This is a genomic window from Mycobacterium sp. (assembly GCF_965277065.1).
GTDB lineage: Bacteria > Actinomycetota > Actinomycetes > Mycobacteriales > Mycobacteriaceae > Mycobacterium.
Map to the genome: position 1 here is coordinate 1,844,013 of NZ_CBDIBT010000019.1, position 23,066 is coordinate 1,867,078.

The 23,066-nt window shown below is 63.0% G+C and carries 20 protein-coding genes and 2 pseudogenes; 10 read left to right on the plus strand and 12 right to left on the minus strand.

Going from position 1 to position 23,066, the window contains the following annotated elements; translation table 11 throughout:
* Positions 1 to 34: 34 nt before the first annotated feature.
* Positions 35 to 586: a TetR/AcrR family transcriptional regulator gene (locus tag ACQY5A_RS26230; protein ID WP_428343143.1), complete on the plus strand. Its 552-nt coding sequence runs from the start codon at positions 35 to 37 to the stop codon at positions 584 to 586.
* A 375-nt stretch (positions 587 to 961) separates the two neighbouring features.
* On the opposite strand, the gene ACQY5A_RS26235 is transcribed toward ACQY5A_RS26230, so the two are convergent.
* The 4 genes and pseudogenes from ACQY5A_RS26235 to ACQY5A_RS26250 form a co-directional block, all read right to left on the minus strand.
* On the minus strand, positions 962 to 2,458 hold the full coding sequence (locus ACQY5A_RS26235) for an acetyl-CoA synthetase (RefSeq protein ID WP_428343144.1): 1,497 nt from the start codon (positions 2,456 to 2,458) through the stop codon (positions 962 to 964).
* The gene (locus ACQY5A_RS26240; RefSeq protein WP_428343145.1) at positions 2,443 to 3,219 is read right to left on the minus strand and encodes an enoyl-CoA hydratase-related protein; all 777 of its coding nucleotides are present in this window, start codon (positions 3,217 to 3,219) and stop codon (positions 2,443 to 2,445) included. The genes ACQY5A_RS26235 and ACQY5A_RS26240 overlap by 16 nt, the downstream gene beginning before the upstream one ends.
* Before the next feature lie 84 nt (positions 3,220 to 3,303).
* Positions 3,304 to 4,962, minus strand: coding sequence for an AMP-binding protein (locus ACQY5A_RS26245; protein ID WP_428343146.1), 1,659 nt, complete (start codon positions 4,960 to 4,962; stop codon positions 3,304 to 3,306).
* Between the two features lie 47 nt (positions 4,963 to 5,009).
* Positions 5,010 to 5,117: pseudogene (locus ACQY5A_RS26250) on the minus strand (acyl-CoA dehydrogenase family protein); the annotation flags it as partial.
* A gap of 189 nt (positions 5,118 to 5,306) precedes the next feature.
* On the opposite strand from ACQY5A_RS26250, the gene ACQY5A_RS26255 reads away from it, so the two are divergent.
* The gene (locus ACQY5A_RS26255; RefSeq protein ID WP_428343147.1) at positions 5,307 to 6,599 is read left to right on the plus strand and encodes an amidohydrolase family protein; all 1,293 of its coding nucleotides are present in this window, start codon (positions 5,307 to 5,309) and stop codon (positions 6,597 to 6,599) included.
* 150 nt (positions 6,600 to 6,749) lie between these two features.
* Entirely contained in the window at positions 6,750 to 7,484 is a 735-nt protein-coding gene (locus ACQY5A_RS26260; RefSeq protein WP_428343148.1) for a TetR family transcriptional regulator, read from the plus strand.
* 55 nt (positions 7,485 to 7,539) lie between these two features.
* Here ACQY5A_RS26260 and ACQY5A_RS26265 read toward each other — a convergent pair whose 3' ends face one another.
* Complete coding sequence (locus ACQY5A_RS26265; RefSeq protein WP_428343149.1) at positions 7,540 to 8,739, minus strand: cytochrome P450; 1,200 nt, start codon at positions 8,737 to 8,739, stop codon at positions 7,540 to 7,542.
* 441 nt (positions 8,740 to 9,180) lie between these two features.
* Here ACQY5A_RS26265 and ACQY5A_RS26270 point away from each other — a divergent pair, with 441 nt between their 5' ends.
* From ACQY5A_RS26270 to ACQY5A_RS26300, 7 genes and pseudogenes are all read left to right on the plus strand, one after another.
* On the plus strand, positions 9,181 to 9,627 hold the full coding sequence (locus ACQY5A_RS26270; protein WP_428343150.1) for a Zn-ribbon domain-containing OB-fold protein: 447 nt from the start codon (positions 9,181 to 9,183) through the stop codon (positions 9,625 to 9,627).
* On the plus strand, positions 9,624 to 10,217 hold the full coding sequence (locus ACQY5A_RS26275; RefSeq protein ID WP_428343151.1) for a hypothetical protein: 594 nt from the start codon (positions 9,624 to 9,626) through the stop codon (positions 10,215 to 10,217). Before ACQY5A_RS26270 ends, ACQY5A_RS26275 begins: the two co-directional genes overlap by 4 nt.
* On the plus strand, positions 10,207 to 10,761 hold the full coding sequence (locus tag ACQY5A_RS26280) for a thiolase family protein (protein ID WP_428343152.1): 555 nt from the start codon (positions 10,207 to 10,209) through the stop codon (positions 10,759 to 10,761). The genes ACQY5A_RS26275 and ACQY5A_RS26280 overlap by 11 nt, the downstream gene beginning before the upstream one ends.
* Before the next feature lie 164 nt (positions 10,762 to 10,925).
* A complete protein-coding gene (locus tag ACQY5A_RS26285) occupies positions 10,926 to 11,786 on the plus strand; it encodes a mycofactocin-coupled SDR family oxidoreductase (protein ID WP_428343153.1) in 861 nt (286 codons plus the stop codon).
* A gap of 15 nt (positions 11,787 to 11,801) precedes the next feature.
* Positions 11,802 to 12,644 carry an LLM class F420-dependent oxidoreductase gene (locus tag ACQY5A_RS26290; protein WP_428343154.1) on the plus strand — a complete coding sequence of 281 codons (843 nt, stop codon included), beginning with the start codon at positions 11,802 to 11,804 and terminating at the stop codon, positions 12,642 to 12,644.
* A gap of 46 nt (positions 12,645 to 12,690) precedes the next feature.
* Positions 12,691 to 13,782: a Zn-dependent alcohol dehydrogenase gene (locus ACQY5A_RS26295; protein ID WP_428343155.1), complete on the plus strand. Its 1,092-nt coding sequence runs from the start codon at positions 12,691 to 12,693 to the stop codon at positions 13,780 to 13,782.
* Positions 13,779 to 15,187, plus strand: a pseudogene (locus ACQY5A_RS26300) (lipocalin-like domain-containing protein). The gene ACQY5A_RS26295 and the pseudogene ACQY5A_RS26300 overlap by 4 nt, the downstream one beginning before the upstream one ends.
* 42 nt (positions 15,188 to 15,229) lie before the next feature.
* Here ACQY5A_RS26300 and ACQY5A_RS26305 read toward each other — a convergent pair.
* From ACQY5A_RS26305 to ACQY5A_RS26335, 7 genes are all read right to left on the minus strand, one after another.
* Positions 15,230 to 16,459: a DUF1214 domain-containing protein gene (locus tag ACQY5A_RS26305; RefSeq protein ID WP_428343156.1), complete on the minus strand. Its 1,230-nt coding sequence runs from the start codon at positions 16,457 to 16,459 to the stop codon at positions 15,230 to 15,232.
* Positions 16,460 to 16,683: 224 nt separating this feature from the next.
* On the minus strand, positions 16,684 to 17,637 hold the full coding sequence (locus ACQY5A_RS26310) for an NAD-dependent epimerase/dehydratase family protein (protein ID WP_428343157.1): 954 nt from the start codon (positions 17,635 to 17,637) through the stop codon (positions 16,684 to 16,686).
* An 88-nt stretch (positions 17,638 to 17,725) separates the two neighbouring features.
* The gene (locus ACQY5A_RS26315; RefSeq protein ID WP_428343158.1) at positions 17,726 to 18,910 is read right to left on the minus strand and encodes a cytochrome P450; all 1,185 of its coding nucleotides are present in this window, start codon (positions 18,908 to 18,910) and stop codon (positions 17,726 to 17,728) included.
* A gap of 224 nt (positions 18,911 to 19,134) precedes the next feature.
* Positions 19,135 to 19,938, minus strand: coding sequence for an SDR family NAD(P)-dependent oxidoreductase (locus ACQY5A_RS26320; RefSeq protein ID WP_428343159.1), 804 nt, complete (start codon positions 19,936 to 19,938; stop codon positions 19,135 to 19,137).
* A 46-nt stretch (positions 19,939 to 19,984) separates the two neighbouring features.
* The gene (locus tag ACQY5A_RS26325; protein WP_428343160.1) at positions 19,985 to 20,653 is read right to left on the minus strand and encodes a TetR/AcrR family transcriptional regulator; all 669 of its coding nucleotides are present in this window, start codon (positions 20,651 to 20,653) and stop codon (positions 19,985 to 19,987) included.
* A gap of 27 nt (positions 20,654 to 20,680) precedes the next feature.
* Positions 20,681 to 21,826 (minus strand): sulfotransferase family protein, encoded by a 1,146-nt coding sequence (locus ACQY5A_RS26330; RefSeq protein ID WP_428343161.1) that lies wholly within the window; start codon positions 21,824 to 21,826, stop codon positions 20,681 to 20,683.
* Positions 21,823 to 23,025 (minus strand): DUF1214 domain-containing protein, encoded by a 1,203-nt coding sequence (locus ACQY5A_RS26335; RefSeq protein ID WP_428343351.1) that lies wholly within the window; start codon positions 23,023 to 23,025, stop codon positions 21,823 to 21,825. Before ACQY5A_RS26335 ends, ACQY5A_RS26330 begins: the two co-directional genes overlap by 4 nt.
* Positions 23,026 to 23,066: the final 41 nt, after the last annotated feature.

Below are 23,066 nucleotides of genomic sequence, written 5' to 3' on the forward strand. Positions count from 1 at the left end.
CTCTCTATGTAAAGCGATTGGACGGTGGCTTTTAATGACAACGGACACCGAACCGTCGATGCGGCGCCGCATCCTCGACGCTACTCATATCGTCCTGTCACGAAGCGGACACCAAAATCTGCAACTCTCTGAAGTCGCCGCTGAGGCCGGCGTCTCCCGCCCCACTCTGTATCGCTATTTCGGCTCGAAGGAAGGTTTGCTGGAGGCGTTCATGCTGTACGAGCAGGACATCTTCGACGCCGGTATCGCCGCGGCGATGGCGGGCTTGAGCGGGCCGGATCGGATGGATGCCGCGCTGCAATTCATCGTGGAGTTCCAAGACTCGTTCTCGGCGCGATCAGTCGTCGACATCGAGCCCGGGCACGTACTAGCCCAGATGCGGCGGGTGATGCCGATCCTCCGCGCACGGCTGCGTCAGATCATACCCGGCAACAACGCCGACATCGCCGCGGCCGCCATCGTACGTATCGCGGTGTGCCACTACCTCGTTCAGGGTGGAACGCCCGAAGAGTTCCTGGCTGAACTGCGTCACGCCGCGGGGCTCGAACCTCGCCGTCGTCGCGTTCCGAAAACCGCAGCCAGTTGATCAGGCCGCGATGCGCTGATCCCCCGCCGTCCCACCTGCGAGTCCTCGAGGTGCGGACACGCCCAAGACACCAACCCACTTCCGGCAGGACCGGGTGTTCGATGAACCGCTCATCGCGGCACGATTGTCCGGTAACGGATCGCCGAGTTGTCACACAATTGGACCGTCAGGTCTAAGCCGTATCACGAACCCGTGGGAGAGTAGTCCGGCGTCCCACTGCGTCGTCGGTTTCGCCGACGATCAACACATCGGAGCTGTCCGGCGGCACGGACCCGATGGCAGACCGATAGTACCTCGACGGCTGTATCGCAGTGGGCGATGATATTACATATAGTTGACCCTGTGTAACAGCTCCTTTGACAAGGAACACGCTCGTTACCAACGCGCTCGGTTGCGTTTGCCATCGGTGGTCACCGTCACGGGTTGCCCGACGAGTTCACGCAACTCGGCATCGGCGAGCAGCGACCCGTCGTGGACGCGAGCCAACGCCCGCCCCTGCTCGGTATCGAGCACTACCAAGCCCTGCTGTGCGGCACCGTCGCGGCCGTGCGCCACGGTATAGGCGCATACCGTCGCGGGCCCCGACCACGTCGTGAGTAAGTCGCGGTGTGGTTGCGCGGCATCGACTTCGGCCTGCACAACGGCCGGATCGGGCGGCGCGTTGGATAGACCAGGCGTCGACGCCCAGACACCCGCGACGTGCTTGGCCATGTGCATGCCGACACCGGTGATCAGCACGCGGTCGGGACCCGGACCGTCGCATAGCCGATCGTAGGCACTGGCGATGGCGTGCATCTGGTAGCCGCTGGCCGGTCCGCCGGCATACGGAAGGCCGCCGGTGATCGTGAGTCCGCGGGGATCGTCGACGGCGAGTCCCAGTGCGTCACAGGCGAACCGGAGCGACGATGGAAAGCACGAGTACAGGTCGAAAGCGTCGATGTCGTCGAGCCCCACGCCCGCTTGTGCCAAAGCGTGTTTGCCGACGGCAGACATCGCGGCCGACTTCGACATGTCCGCGCGCGCGGCGATACTCGCTGGGTCCTCGGCGTAGGCCCACCCACTCAGGTACAAGCGTCGGTCCTCGCTGACCCCCAGCGCGTCGGCCTTTTCCCTGGTGGCCACCAGCACCGCGGCGGACATGTCGACGTCCATGACCGCGACCTCGTGTTTGGTGTAGGGCCAGCCGACGTATCGGTTATTCGCGCTCGCGGTCTTGATCGTCGCGGCATCCAACGCGACCGGCCGCCAGGCGTGCGGGTTGCCGGCGGCGACACTGCTCATTGCGGCCATCATTGCGGCGGCTTCGGTCGCGTCGTCGGCGAGGGTTTCGCCATGTCTGGCCCGGCGTGCGGTGTCCCACAGTGGGAATGTCTCCCACGCCTGGAAAACCTCGTGATTGACTTCGGCAGGATGTGGGGGCTCCCAGGGGAACGGGGATGACTTTCGGTGACTCCACGGCAGCCGGGTGCCTGCCTTCTTGGCGGCGCGCGTAGTCGCCAGTGCCTCGGCACTGCAGATCAGCGCCAGGTCCAGTTCTCCGCGCCGCATCGCCTCGGCGGTTCGGTTCGCTAACTCTTGCGGGGTGGTACCACCGATCCCCGAGTAAATGCGATGACGCGGCGCTGCGCCCAGTGCCGTCGCCAAGCGGCCCGCGGGGTCGTCGTAGGGCCAGGTCTGGCAATACACAATTTGCAGTGAATCTATTTGTGACAGCACATATTCGATGCCAGACTCGGCAGCGGCCTCGCGGGCCCGCTGCTCCCAGCTGATCAGGGGTTCCGGTGCGTCGGAGCCCCGAACGGTGTGCTGGGCGGCCCCGATGACGCATAGTTGGCGCAGGTCGCCGGCCGAGCCCATCAGGAACCGGTCCATTTCGGTGGGCGCTTCTCGGCGAACGCCCGTGGACCCTCCTTGGCATCTTCGGTGGCGAAGACCTCCTTGGAGATTCGAGCTTCATTGCGATAGGCCTCCCGCATGTCGAGCTTGAGCCCTTCCAGGGCGCTTCGCTTGGTGGCCTGGATGGCCAGCGGCGCGTTCTTGGTGATCCGCGCGGCATAGTCAAACGCCTTGTCCAGCAGTTCTTCCTCGGAAACCACAGCGTTGAGCAGGCCCATTTCATAGGCTCGCTGCGCGTCAATGAGATCAGCGCACAGCAGGAACTCCATGGCCTGGGCGAACGGTATCTGGCGGGGCAATCGCACGGTGGTCCCGCCACCCGCGAACAGGCCCCGGGCCGGCTCCAGTACGCCGAATGTGGCGTGCCGCGCGGCGATTCGGATATCCACGCCACCGAGCATCTCCATCCCGCCTGCCACGCATGGCCCGTTGACCGCCGCGATGATCGGCTTGTAGAGCTTGGTGCCTCGCAACACGGCATCGGTGCCGTCGGAGAGCGAATAGCCTTTTACTGAAGTCGCCGTCCCCGCGCTGAGTTCCTTGGCCAAGGCGGTGATCTCCGGGACGTAGGTCTTGAGGTCGGCACCCGACATGAACGACCGTCCCACACCGGTAAAGATCGCTACCCAGGCGTCGTCGTCGGACTCAAACCGCTTCCATGCCTGCGCCAGTCGGTGAAAGTGTTCGAGGTCGCAGGCATTCTTGACCTCCGGGCGGTCAAGGGTGATGAGCACCACGTGTTCCGCATCGGGACGCACTCCGAGTTCGTAATGGACCGGCACAACGGTTCCTTCTTTCCTGGTCTTGTTTGATCTTCAGGGCTAGCCAGAGGACTGCGGGTGGGCGTCGATCCTGCCGTGGGCAACGAATTCCTCGCGCAGCTCGTCGCGGTCGGCCAGGGTCATCGGGACGTATGCGGACGACCTCGGAGGCCTCCACCACACGGGATCATCGCAGAGCCACGCATCTCGCCGGAGCGGTTTCTTGTCGATTTTGCCTTGACTAATCACCGGCATCGCCGGCACCAACCGCACGAACCGGGGTGCCCATTTTGTACCGAGATCCGGCTGAGCGTCCAGGAAGGATGCGAAGGCGTCGGGGTCGAACGACCGGTCCGGCAATAGCTCGACCGCAACCAAAATCTGGTCGCCGGCAACGGGATCCGGCACTCCGACGACGGCGACAGCTGCAGCGTCCGGAAATCGCCCGAGGATGCGCTCGACGGGGCTGACGGCGAAGTTCTCCGAGTCCACCCGCAGCCAATCCCCGGCCCGGCCGGCAAACCAGAACACGCCGTCCGCATCGCGGTACGCGAGGTCACTGGACCAGAACCAGCCGCCGTGCACCCGGGCGGACTCCGCTTCGGGATTGTTCCAGTAGCCTTCGAAATCGCCGCCGGCATCGCGACGAACCAATTCTCCGATAGCTTCGGCGGCGTTGCGCATCTTTCCGTCGGAATCGAATCGGGCTACTTCGCATTCGACGCCTGCTTCGTTGACGACCGCGATATCTGCACCGGCAGGGGCGATTCCAAGTGATCCGGGCTTGTGTGCGGGCACAAGCGCGATGCCGCCCTCGCTGGATCCGTATCCACTCAGCACGGTGACCCCGAACCGCTCCTCGAATTGCATGGTGTCTCGCGGTGAGGCCTCCGGTGCAAGTACCGCCCGCAACCGGTGGTCGCGGTCGTAGGGGGTTGGCTCAGTGGCCAGGATGTACCCGAGGGCGCGCCCGACGGTGCTGGTGAACGTGACGCCGTGGGATCGGATGTCGTCCAGCCATGCGCCCGCCGAAAAACGATCGCGCAGAACTAACCGGCAACCGTTGGCCAGCGCGGGAAACAGCGCGGAGTTCAACGCATTCCCGTGTGCCAGGGTCAGCGCACAGTACAGCACCACCTTCGATCCGACACTGAGTTGTCCTGCCGTACCGGCCAGCCGTGCCTGGCTGCACTTGGCAGCCTTGGGTGCCGAGGTCGAACCGGACGTCAAGAGCAGGAACAGCAATGCGGACGGCGGCGGATCCTGATCCGGTAGTGAGACATCTTGAAACTGCGCCCACGGCGCGTCCTCGACCCGCACCGCATCGTCGATAAGGTCCCCGTAGGCCGCGTCGGCGACAACGAATTGGCATGCGGTGTGGTCGATGTCGCGCGCCAACTCCGCACCGCGTCGCGTCGAATTGATTCCGACGATGCAGGCCCCGGCCAGTGCCGCACCGAAGATCTGAAAGACATACTCCGGCACGTTGGGCAGCAGCACCCCGACGTGCGGTGGACGCGCACGGTCCAGGGTTGCGCGCATCCATGCCGCCCGTGTCGCCGCCTCGGCGACCACTTCACGCCAGGTCCACGACTGCTCCTGGAAGATCAGCCCCACGTTGTCGTCGTCGGCGCGTGCCCGGACCATCGCGGCCACCGTCTGCGCCTGCGTATCCGGCGGCGTGTCGGTCCGATTCGCCTCGACATCGTTCTTGATCATGTCGGTCTTCTTCCGTCAACGAATACCGTGTATGCGCATCGAGATCGCTATTTGACCAACGGGTCTCGGGGCAGACCGAGCAGCCGCTCGGCAATCGTGTTGCGGATGATCTCCGAGGTGCCACCGGCGATGGTCAGGCAGCGGGCATAAAGATACTTGCTCCTCGGTGAGCGGCAGCATCGAACTGCTCACGGCGAACCTGCGCATGAAGCGACTCGTCGAATTGCCATCACGCCCTCCGGCAGTCATGCGGTAACTGTTATCGTTGTTCTTACCGTAACGATAGCAAGGTGCAGATGGCAGCCCGGGATAGCCTGGCGGGCGTTGTCGGGAAGGCATGTTTTATGAAGCTGAACGACATGGTGTTGGTAAGCGTCGACGATCACGTCGTGGAGCCTCCGGATTTGTTCAGGGGACGGCTGCCCGCGAAATATATCGACCGCGCACCGCAGTTCGTCACTAATCCGGACGGCACAGATGTCTGGAAGTACAACGGGGAGACCGTCGGCAATGTCGCTCTCAACGCGGTTGCCGGACGCCCGAAAGAGGAATACGGCATCGAACCCACGTCCTTTTCGCAGCTTCGTAAGGGCGCCTACGACCACGACGAGCGGGTCAAGGACATGAGTGCCAACGGCGTCCTTGGTTCACTGTGCTTTCCGTCCTTCCCCCAGTTCTGCGGACAGCTGTTTGCCCGCACCGAGGACAAGGACGTCGCGCTGGCGATGGTCGAGGCCTACAACGACTGGCATATCGACGAGTGGTGCGGCAGCCATCCAGGACGGTTCATCCCTTGCGCGCTGCCGGCGATTTGGGATCCGCAAGTGATGGCTGCCGAGATCCGGCGGGTTGCCAAAAAAGGTTGCCACGCACTGACGTTCAGCGAGAACCCGTCCAAGCTCGGCTGGCCGTCCATCCATTCGGATCATTGGGATCCGGTGTGGCAGGCCTGCAGCGAGGAATCTGTTGTGGTGTGCATGCACATCGGTTCGTCGTCGCAGCTGACCATCACCTCGCCGGATGCCCCGATGGATGTGATGATCACGCTGCAGCCGATGAACATCGTGCAGGCCGCGGCCGATCTGGTGTGGTCGAAGACGCTGCGCAAATATCCCGATCTCAAGGTGGCGTTGTCCGAGGGCGGCATCGGCTGGATTCCGTACTTTTTGGAGCGCATCGACTACAACTACGACCGCCATCACGCTTGGACCGGCCAGGACTTCGGCGACAAACTGCCCAGCGCGGTCTTCAACGAACATGTGTTGACGTGCTTCATCGACGACAAGTTCGGGCTAGCCAGCCATGAGCATCTGAACATGGATATGGTCACCTGGGAGTGTGACTATCCACACTCGGACTCCAATTGGCCCGAGTCGCCCGAGATCTTAGAGCAGTCCGTATTGGGACTTTGCGATGACGACATCGACAAGATCACGCACGTGAATGCGATGCGACACTTCCAATACGATCCGTTCGCGGTCCTCGGAGGCCGTGACAATTGCACGGTTGGTGCGCTCCGCAAGCAGGTCGAAGGCCACGACGTCGCGATCCGGGCGCAGCGGCGTTCAGGTGACGACGGTTCGCATTCGACCAATGCAACCGATTTGATCAGGCTGGCAATGTCACAGTCGGACTAGCGTCCGGAGAGGCTACAACCACCCGGATTGGCCGACAGGCTCCGTCCAATGGCCAATTACGGTAAGGGCTACCGTTGTCGGCACCACTCGTCCCGTAGTATTGAGCCCGAACTGCCGAGCACGAGGTGGTCCCACAACACTGGAGTGAAGATGGCCGAATCCAGCGCAGCGATGGAGTCCGCTTCATCAAACGCGCGCGGCGCCAAGGCAAAGCGCCGCCCTCGTGGATCGCTTGATCTCGAGGAAATCATCACTGGTGCATTCGAATTGGCCGAGGAGGTATCGATCGCCGGCCTGAGTATGCCGGTCCTGGCCAAGCACCTCGACGTGCCGGTCACCAGCATCTACTGGCACTTCCGTAGAAAAGATCAGTTGCTCGACGCGATGACCGAACGCGCTACCCGGCAGTACCACTTCACGAATCCGTTTGTCGACGGCGGCACCTGGCAAGACGCATTGCGAAATCACTTTCGCAAGATGCACCTTGTGTTCCGGGAGAATCCGGTGCTCTGCGAACTCGTTCTGATGCGCACCGGAGAGCTCAGCCCGGAAGCGACCCACACCTCGGTCAACAACCTGGAAACGGTGATCAGGACGATGGTGGATGCGGGCTTCAGCCCGGACGATGCCTTGAGCATCTACCTCGCGCTGTCCGCGCACAGTCGAGGCACCTCGATGATCGAACAACTCAATGCCGGTCAACGCCCCAGGGGTATCCGACCACCCACCGGGGTGCGGACCGATCATCCATTGCTATACGAGCTCGAATACCGGGGCCATTCGATCGACCAACTCGAGTTCGAGTTCACCCTGGACGCAATCATCGCCAGAGCCGAGGACATCCTTGCGCACTCCGGCAGGAAGAGGCGCTCCCGCAGCAAGTAAGTGGCGCCGTCGCGTTCATTAGCGCGAATATTTCACGCTTCCGGTTCGGGCCCCGTCACCGCGCCACCCGAACCGGCACATTGTGCCAGCCGATCACGTTGGTCATGGCGACGCGCTTGAGGCCTTCCCGCACGACCTCATAGCGCGGCATGAAGTCGAGCAGTCTGTCCAGCGCTACGGCGCATTCCATGCGGGCCAGCGCGGCGCCCAGACAACTGTGCACCCCGTAGCCAAAGCCGATGTTCTGCGCCTCGCTGCGGTCCCGGTTGATATCGAAGGTGTCTGCATCGGTGAAGGTCCGCTCGTCCCGATTGGCCGAACCCACACATAGTAGAACAGCATTTCCGGCGGGAATCGTCGTACCGTGCAGCTCAACGTCTTTCATGCTGTACCGGACCAAATACTGGGCTGGTGCTTCCCAGCGCAGCAGCTCCTCCACCGCCGCGGGAATCCTGCTGCGATCATCCAGCAGCATCTGCCACTGGTCCGGATGCTGGAAGAACGTCACTGCCGCATTGCCAACCAACTTCGTCACCGTCTCGGCACCAGCGCCACCCAATAGCGAGGCGAAGCCGGCGATCTCGACATCGTCGAGTTTGGTTGTTCCACCGTCTCGCTCGAGCTCGACCGCAATCAAGTCGCTGATCATGTCTTCCTGCGGCTCGGCGCGCCTCTCCTGGATGATGTTGTAGTACATCAGTCCGGTCTCGATACCGGCCTGGATCCCTTCCTCCGGCATTTGGACCTTGCCGTATTCCCGCTCGAGTTGTTTGTCGAGCAGCAGCCGCACCTGCTGCCGGAGCTCCACTGGTACGCCCAGCATCTGGGTGATGACCTCGACCGGGAACAGTGCGGAGAAGTCCTGCACCACGTCGAAGTCGTTGGGGTCCACCGCGGCAAGGAATCGATCGATCTGGTCCACGACCATTTGCCGTTGACGTTCAATAGCGCGCGGAGTGAAAACCTTGTTGACCAGACCGCGCATGCGACGGTGCTCGGGCGGATCCATCATGATGATCAGGGGAGGCGCCGGATTACCGGACTGAACCATCTCTAGATCGATGCCGCGCGTCGAGGAGAAGGTCGCAGTGTCTTTCATTGCGGCCGCGACGTCAGTGTGCCGGGTCAGGGCATAGAAGTCGTACTGTTCGCTGTAGTAGACCGGTGCCTCGTCGCGCATCCGCCGATATGTGGCGTACGGCGTGTTGAAGAAGTCACTGGAAAACGGATCGAAGACGACTTTAGACGTGGTCAACGTAACCTCCTGCGGTGCAACTTATTTCGACGATCTTTGACGCGGACGGATTAATCCTGGAATGTTTGTCTGCTGCGCGCCACGACCGATGCAGCGTCGGTGACGCCACAAATAGTGCCGACCCGTCGCTAGCGCCTCCGGCCAATGCCCGATCACGCCGGCGGTGCCGGGGATCGCCGTCGTGAAGTCGGACTCCGAGCTCTCGATCATGCCCGCACCTAGTCGCAACTACCTGGCATGGACATCCCTCCGTTACCGCGCGGGCCAGCCGTCCGGGCATCACTGCGAAATCCCACGCGCTCGATTGACACAACGTTACCGTAAGACATACGGTTGTCGGCGACAACGGCGGTGCCAAAGCCCAGCTTCCAGAGTTTGTACTGGGGTGGATTTCGTCGGCCGCGGCACTACCCGGGATACTGGCGGGAGGACAGCGCTGCCATGGACGCAAACGTTCGGCCTGTCCCGATTCCCGATTCGGTCAGCGAGTTCTACTGGGAAAGTGCTAAACAGGGACGGCTCGCCGTTCAGGGGTTCCAGGGACTGGACGTCCTGCAACACCCGCCGAGTCCCGTGCCCGAGGTCGTCGGTGGCGGTCCCGACGGGGCTGTTCCGGTGGCCGTCGAGGTGAGCGGGCAGGGGACGTTGTTCTCGTTCACGATTCTGCGGCAGTCCTTCCATCCCGGTTTCATCAACGCGGTGCCGATGATGATCGGCCTGACCGAACTCGATGATGCACCCCGCGTTCGGATACTGACCAACATCGTCGAGGCGCAGCCTGACGAGTTGAGAGTCGGAATGCCCATGGAAGTCGTCTTCGAAAGTCGCGGCAACATGGCGCTTCCCCAGTTCCGGCCGCGGCGGGGTTCAGTGCGGGCATTGGGATGACGCTGCAGAAAGCAGCCGTCGTCGGCGTCGGGTACTCGTCGGTGCACCGTGAGACCGGTGTCGACGGTCGCGCCCTTGCCGTTGCCGCGGCGCGCTCCGCTATCACTGATGCCGGACTGCGGCCGCGCGACGTCGACGGAGTGTTTGAATACGCCGGCCACGAACAGTCCTACGACCTCGCACGGATGCTCGGCATCGAAAACCTGGTTGCCTACGGTGATTTCAGCCCGCGTGGACCAGCGGCCCTCGGGTCGGTGCTCGGTGCGCAGATGGCGGTGTTGTCCGGCTCCTGCGAGGTCGCCCTTGTGGTCCGGTCCGTCACTCGCGAGTGGGGCCGGATGTCGGTGGAGCGGGCGCTGCCCCAGCCGGCGGGAAGCTGGCAGTGGGATCTGCCCTACGGGGTAGCCGGCGGGATGATCCCGATCATGGCGATGAAGATGCGCCGACGGCTCGAGACCCTCGGCGGCAGCCAGCAGGATTACGGACATATCGCGGTGAACGCGCGGCGCTGGTCAAGCCTCAACGAGCGCGCGGTCGCCCGCGATCTGTTGACCATGGACGACTATCTTCGGCGCGCGCATGATTTCTGATCCACTCCGGCTGTTCGACTGTGACTATCCGGTTACTGGTGCCAGCGCCGTTATTGTCACCACGCCCGAGCGCGCGGTCGACACAGCAAAACGTCCGGTCTGGATCGACGCGGTGGCGATGGGTACGGGCTGGAAGCCGGACTGGACCTACACGAACGATTTCCTGTTCGGCGGAACGCAGCGCTGCGCGGAGACAATGTGGAAACGCGCGTCGGTCACCGTGGCCGATGTCGACGTGGCGCAACTCTACGATGGGTTCACCCACATCGCGCTGTCCTGGGTCGAGGCGATGGGGTTTTGCGGGGTCGGTGAATTCGGTGATTGGGTCGATGGCGGATCGACCATCGGACCCGGCGGGAGCCTGCCATTGAACACCCAAGGCGGCCAGCTGGCTGAAGGCCGACTACACGGCCTCAGCTTTCTCGCCGAAGGTGTGGCCCAGCTGCGCGGCGAGTGCGGCCCTCGGCAGGTCGAGGGAGCCGAGGTCGCGGTGGTCGCCAATGCCCACGGTCCGCAGTGTGCGTCGATGGTGCTGACCACATGAGTTGTCTCAATGGAATTCGGTCGCGAGGCCGGCATGACAGGGACACCTGCGGCGTATGCGCCGGCACCCAATCGGCCCGGCAGAACGGCATCGAGCGGGACAATCTAATCGACCTCCGCTGAGTGGTCGCGAAACACTGGATAGGTTGAACAAAGGAGCTAATAGTGGGCAGAGTTGAGGGCAAGGTCGCCGTCATCAGCGGTGCGGCACGCGGGCAGGGCCGGTCGCACGCCCGGTTGTTGGCCGCCGAGGGTGCCGACATCATCGCGATCGATCTGTGCAAGGACATCGCCACCAACGATTACCCTTTGGCACGCCCGGAAGACCTCGACGAGACCGCTCGACTAGTCGAGAAGGAAGGCCGCAAGGCGTACACGGCGATTGCCGATGTGCGCGACCGCGCAGCACTGGCGGCAGCGGTCGACGCGGGGGTGGCCGAGTTCGGCAAGCTCGACATCGTGCTGGCCAACGCGGGGATCGCTCCATTGACCAAAGGTGGTCCTCAGCAGGCGTTCGTCGATGCCGTCGACGTCGACCTGGTCGGGGTACTCAACCTGGTGCATTGCAGCCTGCAGCACCTCAAGGCGGGCGCATCGATCATCGCCACCGGATCATTGGCGGCATCGCTGGCGTCGCTGAACACCACGGGCATGGACGCAGGCCCCGGCGGCGCCGGCTACGGCTTCGCCAAGCAGGTGGTGTCCCACTACGTCAACAACCTCGCGCTGCAACTGGCACCGGGGTTTATCCGGGTCAACGCCGTTCACCCGACCAACGTCAATACCAACATGCTGCACAGCGAGCCGATGTACAAAGCGTTTCGGCCGGATCTCGAGAACCCGACGCGCGAAGACGCCGAACTGACGTTCCCTGTCATCAACGCGATGCCGGTTGCCTACATCGAACCCGAGGACGTCAGCGAGGCGGTGCTGTTTCTGGCCTCCGACGCCGCGCGGTACGTGACCGGCCAGCAATTGCGCGTCGACGCCGGCGGTGCGCTCAAGGCCATTCCTTGGTCGGGATAGCGAGCATGCGCTGATATGAAGTTCGGCATCACCCTGGCCCGCGCACACCCGTCGTTGTGGCCCAAGCTCACTCAGCGCGCCGATGACCTTGGATTCGAGTCGGTATGGCTTCCAGAGCATTTGGTGCTGCCCGTGAAGATGGCGGGCAGCCCCCATCACGGCGACGAGCATCCGCCGATTCCGCCGCAGATGCCGGTGTTCGACGCCATGAACTACCTGTCGTTTCTGGCCGGACAAACTAGGAACATCCGGTTCGGCACTCAGGTGTACAACATCGGACTGCGGCACCCGTTCGTGAGTGCCAGGGCCGCCGCGACGCTCGATGTCGTATCCGGCGGGCGGTTCGAGTTCGGCGTGGGTGCCAGCTGGCTACGGGAGGAGTGGGACGCCGTCGGGCTGGAGTTCCGCAGCCGCGGAGCTCGAGTCGACGAAGCACTGCAGGTCTGTCGAGCGCTGTGGACGGAACAGGTGGTGTCCCATCATGGCCGGTTCTTCGATTTCGACGACGTGATGTTCGAACCCAAGCCGGTCCAGGCCGGCGGCCCGCCGCTGCACATCGGCGGCGACGGCCAGTCGGCGCTGCGGCGGGTCGCCCGCTACGGCGACGGCTGGCTGCCCATGAACCACTCGCTGGAAATGCTGCCGGACTCGCTGGCGATGCTGCACGAACTCTGGGCGGAGAGCGGCCGGGCCGAGCGACCGGAGATCTCAGTCGGGCTGCCGGTGGACACCGTCGACGACGTGAAGCGGATCGCCGACGTCGGCGTAGACCGGCTCATCCTCAGCCCTTGGCGCCGTACCAGCGAGGCGCTCGACGCAATCGCGCGCTTTGCCGCGGAGATCTTAGGGCGGCTGTGATTTCACACGCGTCCGCGGAAAATCGGCCGTCGGGTCGGAGGCCGTCATGAGCGAACGCGGTGCAATCCTGCGAGCCGTGGGGGAGCCGCTGCAGGTCGAGGAGATCACGCTCGCACCCCTTGCGCCAGAACAGGTTCGGGTGCGTATCGCTGCGAGCGGTGTGTGTCACTCCGACCTATCGCAGGCCACCGGCGCACTGCCGGCGGGAACGCCCTGCGTGTTGGGTCACGAAGGTGCGGGCGTCGTCGAGGCGGTGGGCTCCGATGTGCGCCAGGTAGCGCCGGGAGATCACGTAGTGATCGCGTGGGTGGCGGCGTGCGGTCAGTGCTGGTTCTGCCTGCGCGGCGAAGTTCATCTGTGCCGCAACGCGATCCGCGATACGTACTCGATGCCGTACGCTACTGACACGGCTGGCACGGCACTGTTCACCTCAATGGGGGTGTCCAGCTTCGCAACCGCGACGAACTGCCTGGCCCGTGCCGTCGTCCGCATCGATGCCGACATTCCGCTCGAGATCGCATCCCTGATCGGCTGCGGAGTTGCTACCGGAGCCGGCGCCGCACTCAACACGGCACCGGTTGAACACGGCAGTTCGGTGGCGATTATCGGGCTCGGCGGGGTCGGGCTGGCTTCGCTGATGGCCGCGAAGGTGCGGGGCGCCGCGGAGATCATCGCCGTCGACCCGGTGGCCTCACGGCGGGAGGCCGCGGTAGCGCTGGGTGCCACCCACATCGTCGACCCGACAGACAGCGACGTCGTCAAGTCGATCCGCGCGATCACGGGGCGGCGCGGAGCAGACTACATATTCGAAGTAGTCGGTCGCCAAGCCACTATCGAGACGGCGGTCGAGGCCACCCGCCGCGGTGGGACGACATGCATCGTCGGCGCCGCACCGCCCGGCGAGACGCTCTCGTTGTCGGCCTATGACCTCTACATGCATGGAAAGTCGTTGGTGGGATGCCAATACGGCTCGGTGGTGCCCGGGCGCGACTTTCCGTTGCTGCTGAATCTGTGGCGAACGGGCAGGCTGCCGCTCGAGCAGCTGATCACCGGGCGTATTCCGCTCGACGAGGTGAACGGAGCTTTCGACGATCTGCGCACTGGCCGTGGAATACGATCCGTCATCGTCAACGAATGAATAGGTGCACACCCTTGACCGCAACAGACACGTCGACACACGCTGACTGGCGACGCTACCCATTTCAGCTGGTACCCGGCGACGTCCAACTCGATTTTCCCGAGGCCGAAGGCACGCATCCGGACTACCAATCCGACACCTGGTATCTCGCAGGTCATCTGACCGGCCCGGAATCTGGCCGCCGGTTTGCTTTCATCACGATATTCAACCGAAACCGTCCCGAGCACGAACTGGTCGCCGACTTTCACACGTTTGCCCTGTTCGATCTCGACCGCGGCGGTTACGGCACCTTCACCGATTACGACATGCCGCCAGCGAACCTCAAGCCCGAATCGGTACACAAATTCACCAGCGCCGAGGGCCATCTTGATCTGCGCTACGACAGCAGCGCCGGCACGTCCACTTGGACGGCGTGCCGCGACAGTGCCGGCGAACTCATCCCCTACACGTACGACTTCGCGGTGTTCGGACGCGACAATGCAGGAGCCGCAATGGAATTGCGACTGCATCTGACACCGTCGAGGCCCCCCGTGCCGGTCGGGGGACCGCAGCACAACGGCAAGATCGTCGCGTGCCTGCAGGACGACACCTACTCGTATTTCCAGACCGGACTGGAGATGACTGGAACGTTGTGTTGGGGTGATGTCACAGAGGACGTGGAGGGACCGTCCGGCCACATCGATCGGCAGTGGTTTCCCCGCTATGCCGGCGGCGGGGCACCGAGGGCGAGATGCGCGCCCAGGCACACCAGTGGCACACCATCAGCCTCGATACCGGCGTGGACCTCAGTGTGTGGCGCCAATTCGACCGTCGCATCGGTAACGCATTGGTTCCTTTCACCGGGATTACGGCCTCTTACGCCGACGGCACACCACCGGAGTGCGCGGAGGACCTGGACGTCACGGTCACCGGTTACGTGCGCTGGCCCGACGAGGTTCGCAGTCTGGTACCTCCGCAGGCAAAAGCCCGGTATCTCCCTGTGCGGCACGCGTTACGGTCGGCGAACCTCGACCTCGATTTGACCGGTGAGCCACTGATCAATGCGCCCGCGCACGCCCTGCCGATCGAATACCTGGAAGGCCCTTATCGCTATCACGGCACGATGCGCGGTATGCCCGTCACCGGCGCCGCATTCTACGAGGCGACCGACACCATGTACCGCGACTGGGAATTGATCGATGTTCTGGCCACCCAGATCGCAGCCAACAGGGCTCAATACGCGGCGCTGTCGACGGCCGTCAATGAGGCGCGCTCACTGATCGCGCGCCGCGACAACTCGATTACATTGGCCTTTCTGGACCGCCAGGTGCGGCCATTGCTTGCCGTCCTGCCCGACGAAGTGGCCCACGAGCTGATGGAGATCCTCGACGCCTTGGCCGACGCGGTGCGGAACGATCTGAGGTAGCGGCCCGATTGAGCATGGTTTCGATGTCTGCAGCTGGAATGATCACCGGGCAAATCTTTTGTGCACTGCGCGCTTTCGCGCCGCCAGGACGGCCTTTCGCTCTGTGGGGGTGACGATTGTGGTGTCGACGGGCAGAGCCGATGCGATGTCGTCGAATTTCACGACCGTGGCATTCGGTGTCGGGGCACTCTCCGTCCTCACGCAGCGCAGGATCATCGCACCGTTGCTATGACCCGCTGTGTCAAGCCAATTCGCGACACCGGGGTCGCGCCCCGACACCACTACGCGCACCAATCCGTCGGAATCGACGACCGCTTGGTGGGCATTCAGGCTGGACTGGTGGCGCCCGTAGTGGATGGTTTCCCACCACGGGTTACCGAGCGAGTAACTCCAGTAGACGCCTTCGGGCGGTTTCACATCGAGAATCAATGCTTCGTCAGGGGCAAGTGCCCACCGGCCGATCACCGGCCGGTTTTCGGCGGCAGCACCCATCGAACTGCGGTCGATCCCCGGCAGGAAGCCGTTGACGGGTGGGGCGGCGCCGAAGGCGAGAAAGAACTTGGTGTTGTCGTGGACGAAGTCGCCGAGTGCGACCAACTGCCGTGATACCGCCACAGCCAGATCGACCGATCGGTCGTTTGCCTCGACCGAGGCACCGATCCGTTCGATCTGTAGTGACGACGGCACTTCGGTTTCCCAGTCGTAGAAAAAGTGCCGGATGATCAGCGTCGGATGGTCACCGTCCAAAGGCATCCAATTGCCGCTGTGCTTTTCGGCGGAAAGTATGACCTCGAAGTTGCCGCTGTCGTCCACCTGGAGTTCGTCGACCAGAGCATTGGCGGTCGAGGCGATTCCGTTCATCGTCTGCAGTCCGACATATCTTGCGGTGCCGCGATTCCCGAACAGCCGGTAGGTCTCGCCGCCGCGCATCGCGGCTCCGGTGTAGAAACCGTCCGGGCATTCCATTCCCCATGTGATCGAGTCATCCACCCCATTGGGCTGAATGCTCAGAATCGGGTCGGGGTCGACGCGCAGCGCCAAGTCGATCCCGGCGGCCAGTAGCACCAACAGGTGCCGCATACCGGCCGCCAGGTCGAGCTTGTTGCCGGTGACTTCATCGGACTCAACGACCTGCGCCGCGGTCTTCAGCCGTTCAAGCAAATGCGACCAAGCCTGCTCCAACCCCTGCTCTTTGTCATCCGCACTACCCGACAGCGATGCCTCCACTATCGAGAACGGCAACCAAGCCATCGAATTCTGCTCATCGGCCATGTTTCCTCCGACTCTGCCGGTTCATCCCGGCACCACTTTCGAAAATAATGTTTTCACTTAGTAGCAAGGACTCTCATACCTATCCCTAGGGATGTCAACGCCCAATGTGTAGGCATGGGCGTTCAGAACGTGCAGAATCGGCACCGCGCTGGGATTCGCGGCACGGCCGACCGACGGGGATGAGGCTTTCCGGAGCGCACAGCCATCGCAGATTTATCGTCCTACTACACGGCTTTGATCGCGTCGGGGAAATGACGCGCAAGCGTCCTGTGCACCCCGTCGCGCCAATGGACCTTGCAGGCGCCGATCAGCTTCTCGCGGTGTATGTTATCCGAGGCAAACGAGTCGAAGGTGAGTTCGGATTCTAGGTATTGTGGTGTCGCACAGGTCAGTTCGCCGATGTAGTCACAGAGTTCGCGGTGCGACACCGCGTCATTGCCGGCCCAGTTGATGATGGTGACGGGTAACGAAGCGATGTCGAAGAGCGGGCCGCTCGCCTGCTCGGCAATGTCGTCTTCGTGAATTGGGGAACCCCAGTTGTCGAATCCGAACGGCACGCCGATGGGTTGGTCCGCGAGCATCTGCTGGCAATACATCACCGGCACACCGCCGTGGCTGGCCATCCCGTACCCGATGTTCATCCGAGCGATGGTGCTGGGTAGATCCAGCATGTGGGCCGCAGCGTGCACGACACCCTCACACGCGATTTTCGCGACCGGATAGCTCGGCATATACGAGGCCAGGCCACCCAGCGGATCGGTCTCGGCATAGAGGTGGCCGGGCTCTTGCGGTTCATAGACGGCCGAGGCCGACACGAAGACGAAGGATTCTGCTTTCCGACAGTGCTGCATCAATTGTCCGGTGCTTTGGGTGTTCACCCGCACCGCGACGTCGTGCACCGGTTCTGCGATCAGGAAAGCGGCGTGCAGGACGTGGGTGAAATCGTCGGGCATTTGCGAGAAGTCACCCGAATCGAGCGACCATGTGCAGGTCTTGATCCCGGAGTCCTCCAATTCCCGCTTCAACGCGGGGTCACTGAAGCGCGCAGCGCACCAGACCTCGTTGTCACCGACCAGCCGTTCGGCGATCGGTCGACCGATCTGTCCGGTCGCACCGGTGATGAGTATTTTCTTGTCCGACAACAATATTGCATCCCAACTGTGAGTTGTATCAACCATTCCGGTTCGCCGAAGCGCCGCGTCGGATCCGCACGATGGAGATGTCTTGACGCAACACTCCACAGCCCCTACCAGAGCACCTTGATCCTCACTTTCGCTCCCGCACATGGTGACTCGGGCTCAGAAGAATGGGGAGCTTCATCGTCTCCCTCAACAGGGTGGACGCACCCATCTGCACATCGTCGACAATTTCGTAGTGCGGCCAGCGCCGGAGAACTTCAGTAAAGACGACTTTCGCCTCGAGTCGGGCCAACTGGGCCCCGAGGCAGAAGTGTTCGCCGATCCCGAACGCAAGGTGCGGGTTCGGTGAACGCGTGACATCGAACTCACTTGCGTCCGAACCGAACACCGCTTCATCTCGATTAGCCGCGGCATACAGCATCACCAGATACTCGTCCGCGCCCACGTCGGCACCGGCCAACGTCACCGGGCACGTCGTGGTGCGCGCCATCGCGACGATCGGCGTAATCCACCGCAACATCTCTTCGACCGCTGTGGGAATCAGCGACTCGTCCTCAACCAGCCTTGCGCGTTGCTCGGGATGGTTGGCCAGCGCGACCAATCCGCCGCTGATCAGGTGGCGAGTCGTCTCGTTACCGGCGACCAACAGGCTCATGCAGAAGCCGAGCTGCTCAGCCCGTGTCAGTTCGGCGTCCGCGGTGATCGCGGTGAGCAGGTCCTCGGGCGGATCTGGTTCGGTTGCCCGCGCATCGAGTTTGGCATTGAAGTACGTGAAGAAGTCGATGGCGACCATCGCCCGCGGGTCCGTTGGATCGGTTGCGGCCAGTGCGATCGCGTCCGACCAAGCGCGAAACGTCGGCAGATCCTCGGCCGGCACGCCCAGCATCTGCGCAATCACCAGGATCGGCACAGGTGCGCTGATGGCATCCACGGCGTCGACCGGCACCGCGGGATCGATCGCGCCAAGCACGTCGGTGACGATCTGCTCGACGACCGGTGCCAGCTGAGCCACCTTGCGACCAGTAAATGCCCGATTGACGATGCGGCGCATCACGACATGGCGAGGTGGGTCCACATAAAGGATGGATTCGGCGCTGGTCACAGTCCGCTTGAGGTCGCCGATCAAAACGCCTTTAGCCGAGCTGTACGTGGCGGGATCCTTGCTCATCTGCACGATCTGTTCGTGTCCGGTCACCGCCCAGAACCCACCCTCTGGATGCACGGCGACGGGACAGGACCGCCGCAGTTCGGCCAGGTCGCGATCGGGTCCGCGTCGCCAGAACTCTGGATCATGGACACGCGGAACGTTCATCCTTTTCCCTCCTCATACCGACGGCTGCAACGCCAACGGTAGTGACAACGGTAAGCATATAGGAACCTGCCCGGCATAGGAACATACGAGCCGGCCCGTCGAGCCCTTGGCGCAGATCCTGCTGATGCTCGTCGACGACACCGCGCGAACACATTTCGATCACCGACGGTGACGTCTCGTGCCTGCTGGCGCCGGCGGGCGGCCAGGTCGAGTCGACCAAGAGCTCAGACGAAGTCTGAGCCGCCGTCTACGTTGACCGTCGCACCGGTGACATACCCGTTTCGCCGCGAGGCCAGGTAGGTCGTAACGGACGCGATTTCTTCGGGCAGCCCAGCCCGACCCAGATCGCACGGTTGGTGAAAGTTGTTGTCAATCCACGTCATCACATCGACGGGGTTTGTCGCGTCCAGCCCGTCTGCGGCCAGAATATCCTTCAGGTTCTCGGTGAAGCTGGCGGTGACGATGGTGCCTGGACACACGCAATTTACTAGAATGCCGTCCGTGGCAAGGCTTTTCGAGAGGTTCTTGGTCACGCTGCTCAACGCAGCTTTCGACGCGGTGTAGGCAACGATCCGTGGATTCTGTCGCTGGATCGAGTGCGCTGACAAGGTGACGACACGGGCCCATTCCGCGGCCCGCAGCATGGGCAATGCGGCGCGGATCGAACGCACGCCGGACATCGTGCCCAGCCCGAACGCGGCGTCCCACTCGGCGTCATCCATCTCCTCGAAGTAGCCGTCGCCGGGGCCGATGGTATGGACAAGGCTGTTGAGGGAGCCCCAGCGTTCCCGGACCTGTTCGAATCCTGCCGCGATGGAGTCGCCGTCGGCCATGTCCACGCTGATGCCTACGGCATCGGGCGCCCCGGCGGCCAGGAGTGCTTCCGTGGCGGCATCGAGGGCATCTCGACCGCGGGCCATCACCGCCACCTTCGACCCTTCGGTGGCCAGCGTCTCCGCGATCGCCAGACCCATACCCTTGCTGCCGCCGGTCACGACGGCGGCTGAACCAGCCAAACCTAGGTCCATTTTTTCCTATCTCCTTATATGTACACCTGTTGAGATGCGTTGTACTTCAGCGGATTTGCATTGGCCGCGGGGTGCTCACGACGGCTTGGATGGTCTTCGCGGCGACGCCGAGCCCCCGGAGGCAGAAACGCTGTACGTGATCCCGGATCTCATTGAAATCGCAACCCGCAGTGGCCCATTGGCGTTCGATGTTGGACCACACGACGCCCTGGATCGACAGCGCCTCGATCTCGGGGTCGATGTCGCTGAACAGTCGCGCGTCCCTTCCGCGTCTGAGCAGCTCGACGAGCGGGCGCAGGATCTCGCGGTATGCGGGTCCGACCAGTTCCGGGGCAGCGAACATCTGCGATTGCGCCTCCCGCGACAGCTGGCGCAGGTCCGACCGGATCTCGACGTTGAACGCCAGGTCCAGACGACCGTCGATCCAGGCGGCCACGGCGCGGACGGCATCCGGGGCGGCCGCCATGAGCGCCTCGAGCCGTTGCACCTCGGCGCCCGCCATCTCGAGGAACAACGCCGACACGAGCTCGTCCTTGGAATCGAAGTGCCGGTAGAACGCCCTGGTACCCAGCTGCGACCGGCTGAGCACTTGGGCGATGCTGAGGGCACTGACGCCGTCGTTGCGCACGATTTCGGTGGCGGCGGCCAGGATCGCGGTACGGACCCGGGGATCGGGCTCTAGCTTTCGTCGTCCGCGAAGATTAGCGGTTTCCATGTCGCGTGTTCTACGCCGAACGCGCTGTCACGCAGATGCGTCGTAGGTGGCGAGGTACTCACCGAAGGCATCGTGCACCTGTGCCTCGGTCAACCCGTAGTCCGCCAATTCGTAGGTGTGGGTGCCGCGCTGGCCGGGCTTGTGCCCGTCGGCCCATTCCTGCACCTTGGCGCGCGCTTCATCGGTGAATGTCAGGCCCAGCTTCTGGTAGCTGTCGGCCACCGTCTTGACCGAATCGTTCTGCAGATCCGCGAACGACACGTCTGCGAAGCGGTCGTCACCGAATTTTTTCCGGAAGTCCATCGCGCGGCCGATGCCCTTGACCCACCAGGCCAGCTGCTCGGCGCCCAATTCGTGTGGATCCTTGCGGTCGCTGCTCCAGCTGCGGATGTAGGAGATGAGACTGCACACCGATCCCAGCACCTTGGCCGGATCCCGATGGCTCCATAGGAACTTCGCGTTCGGGTACGTCTCGACGAACGCTTCGAGCGCGAACATATGCACCGGTGTGCGCAGGTGCCACAGATTCGGTTTGCAATGCCACTGCAGCAACTTGAGAACCTGCTCGTGAAATTGGTAGGTCTCGCGCATGTCGGTGTCCATCAACCACTCGACGTAACTCGGGACGCGGACCACACCGTCGAAGTGATAGGTGCGGAAGCTCATCCCCATCAGGTCCTGGCACTCCGTCGCGGCCTCGGGCCCCGTGCTCATCATCGCCTTGAAGTCCGGGAACATGCTGTCAATCATCGCGATGCCCTCAGCCGCCTGCGCGATCCGCGGATCGCTGTACTGTGTCGCGGCTTCTGGAGGGGGTGTGGGCGCCTGCGATTCCCACGTCCGCAGCGACCGGAACTGCGGATCGTTGGCCACCAACTGTCCCAACGCCGTTGTGCCCGTTCGTGGTAATCCAAGGATGACCACCGGGCCCTCAATCACCTCGTCGGCGATCTCGGGATGCTGCTTGTAGGTGTCGATGATCTTCAGCCGCTGGATCAGCGCATTGCTGATGGTCGCGTGCTGCATCACCCCGCCGAGATCGTTGAGATCGGCCTCATTGTTCAACGCGTCGGTCGTCCGCTCCAGACCTTCGCGATAGTAGGACGAACCGAAATCGTCGAGACCGGTTGCGGCGCGTGCCCCTTCTTCGAGTTCATCGGCAGACAAGCTCATCGGTAAAACCTTTCGTGTACGGCGCGGCGACGCGCTTCAATGACTCCGGCGCGCTCGTCGGGGTCGGTCATCTTGGTGTCGGCGGGCAGCGCCGACAAAACCTCGTTGAATGCCACAACGCGCGTACTAGGCACGGGGGCGGTTTCGGTGCGGACACAACGCAAAAGCATCGCTCCATTGCTGTAGCCGGCAGTGTCCAGCCAGTTCGCCACGCCAGGGTCCCGCGAAGCGAGCACGAAGCGGGCGACCCCGTCGGGATCGACAACCGCCTGATGCCCGTTGAGGCTGGATTGGTGGCGTCCATAGTGGATTGTCTCCAGCCACGGGTTGCCCAGCGACATACTCCAGTAAACGCCCTGCGGCGGCTCGACCTCCAGGATCAGCGCCTGGTCAGGGTCCAGTTCGAATCGCCCTATCACTGGCCGATTTTCGGCCGCCGCACCCATCGAGCTCATGTCCATCGGAGCCAGGAACGCGTTCGCTTCGGGCATCGCACCGAAGTCGAGGAAAAACTTCAGGTTGTCGTAGACAAATTCCCCCAGCGCGTAGAGCTGACGCGAGACTGAGACGTCCAGATCGACTGAGCGATCCTTCCGCTCGACTGGATCGCCGATGCGCTCGATCTGCAGTGCGGCAATGGTCTCAGAGTCCCAGTCATACAAGAAGTTTCGAACCGTCAGGGTGGGATGATCACCGGCGAGGCTGAGCCAGTTTCCTTCATGCTTCTCGGACGAGAGGATCGCCTCAAAGTTTCCGTCGGCGTCCACGTCGAGCTCGTCGACGAGACAGTTGGTGATAGCGGTCATGCCGTCCATCGTCTGCAGGCCGACGTATCTTGCGGTACCTCGGTCTCCGAAAAGCCGATAGGTCTCGCCCGCCCGCAGGTTGGCGTTCATGTACACGCAGTCGGGGCACTCCAAACCCCACGTGACGATGTCGTCCATCTTGGCGCGAGTGATCGCTAAAACCGGATCAGGGTCTACCCGTAACGCCACGTCGATTCCGACCGCGAGCAACACCATCAGGTGGCGCATGCCCGATGCGTAATCGATCCGGTTCTTGTTGACAGTTGCCGACACCACCAGTTGCTCGGCCGAAGCTAGGCCCTCCTGCAGATGCGCCCACGCATCCGCGAGTCCAATGGCCGGACTACCCCCAGACAACGCGGTCTCGGAAATCGTGTGGGGCAACCAGGCCAGCGGATTCTTCCACGCCGTCGGCACCTGATCGTCAACCAAGG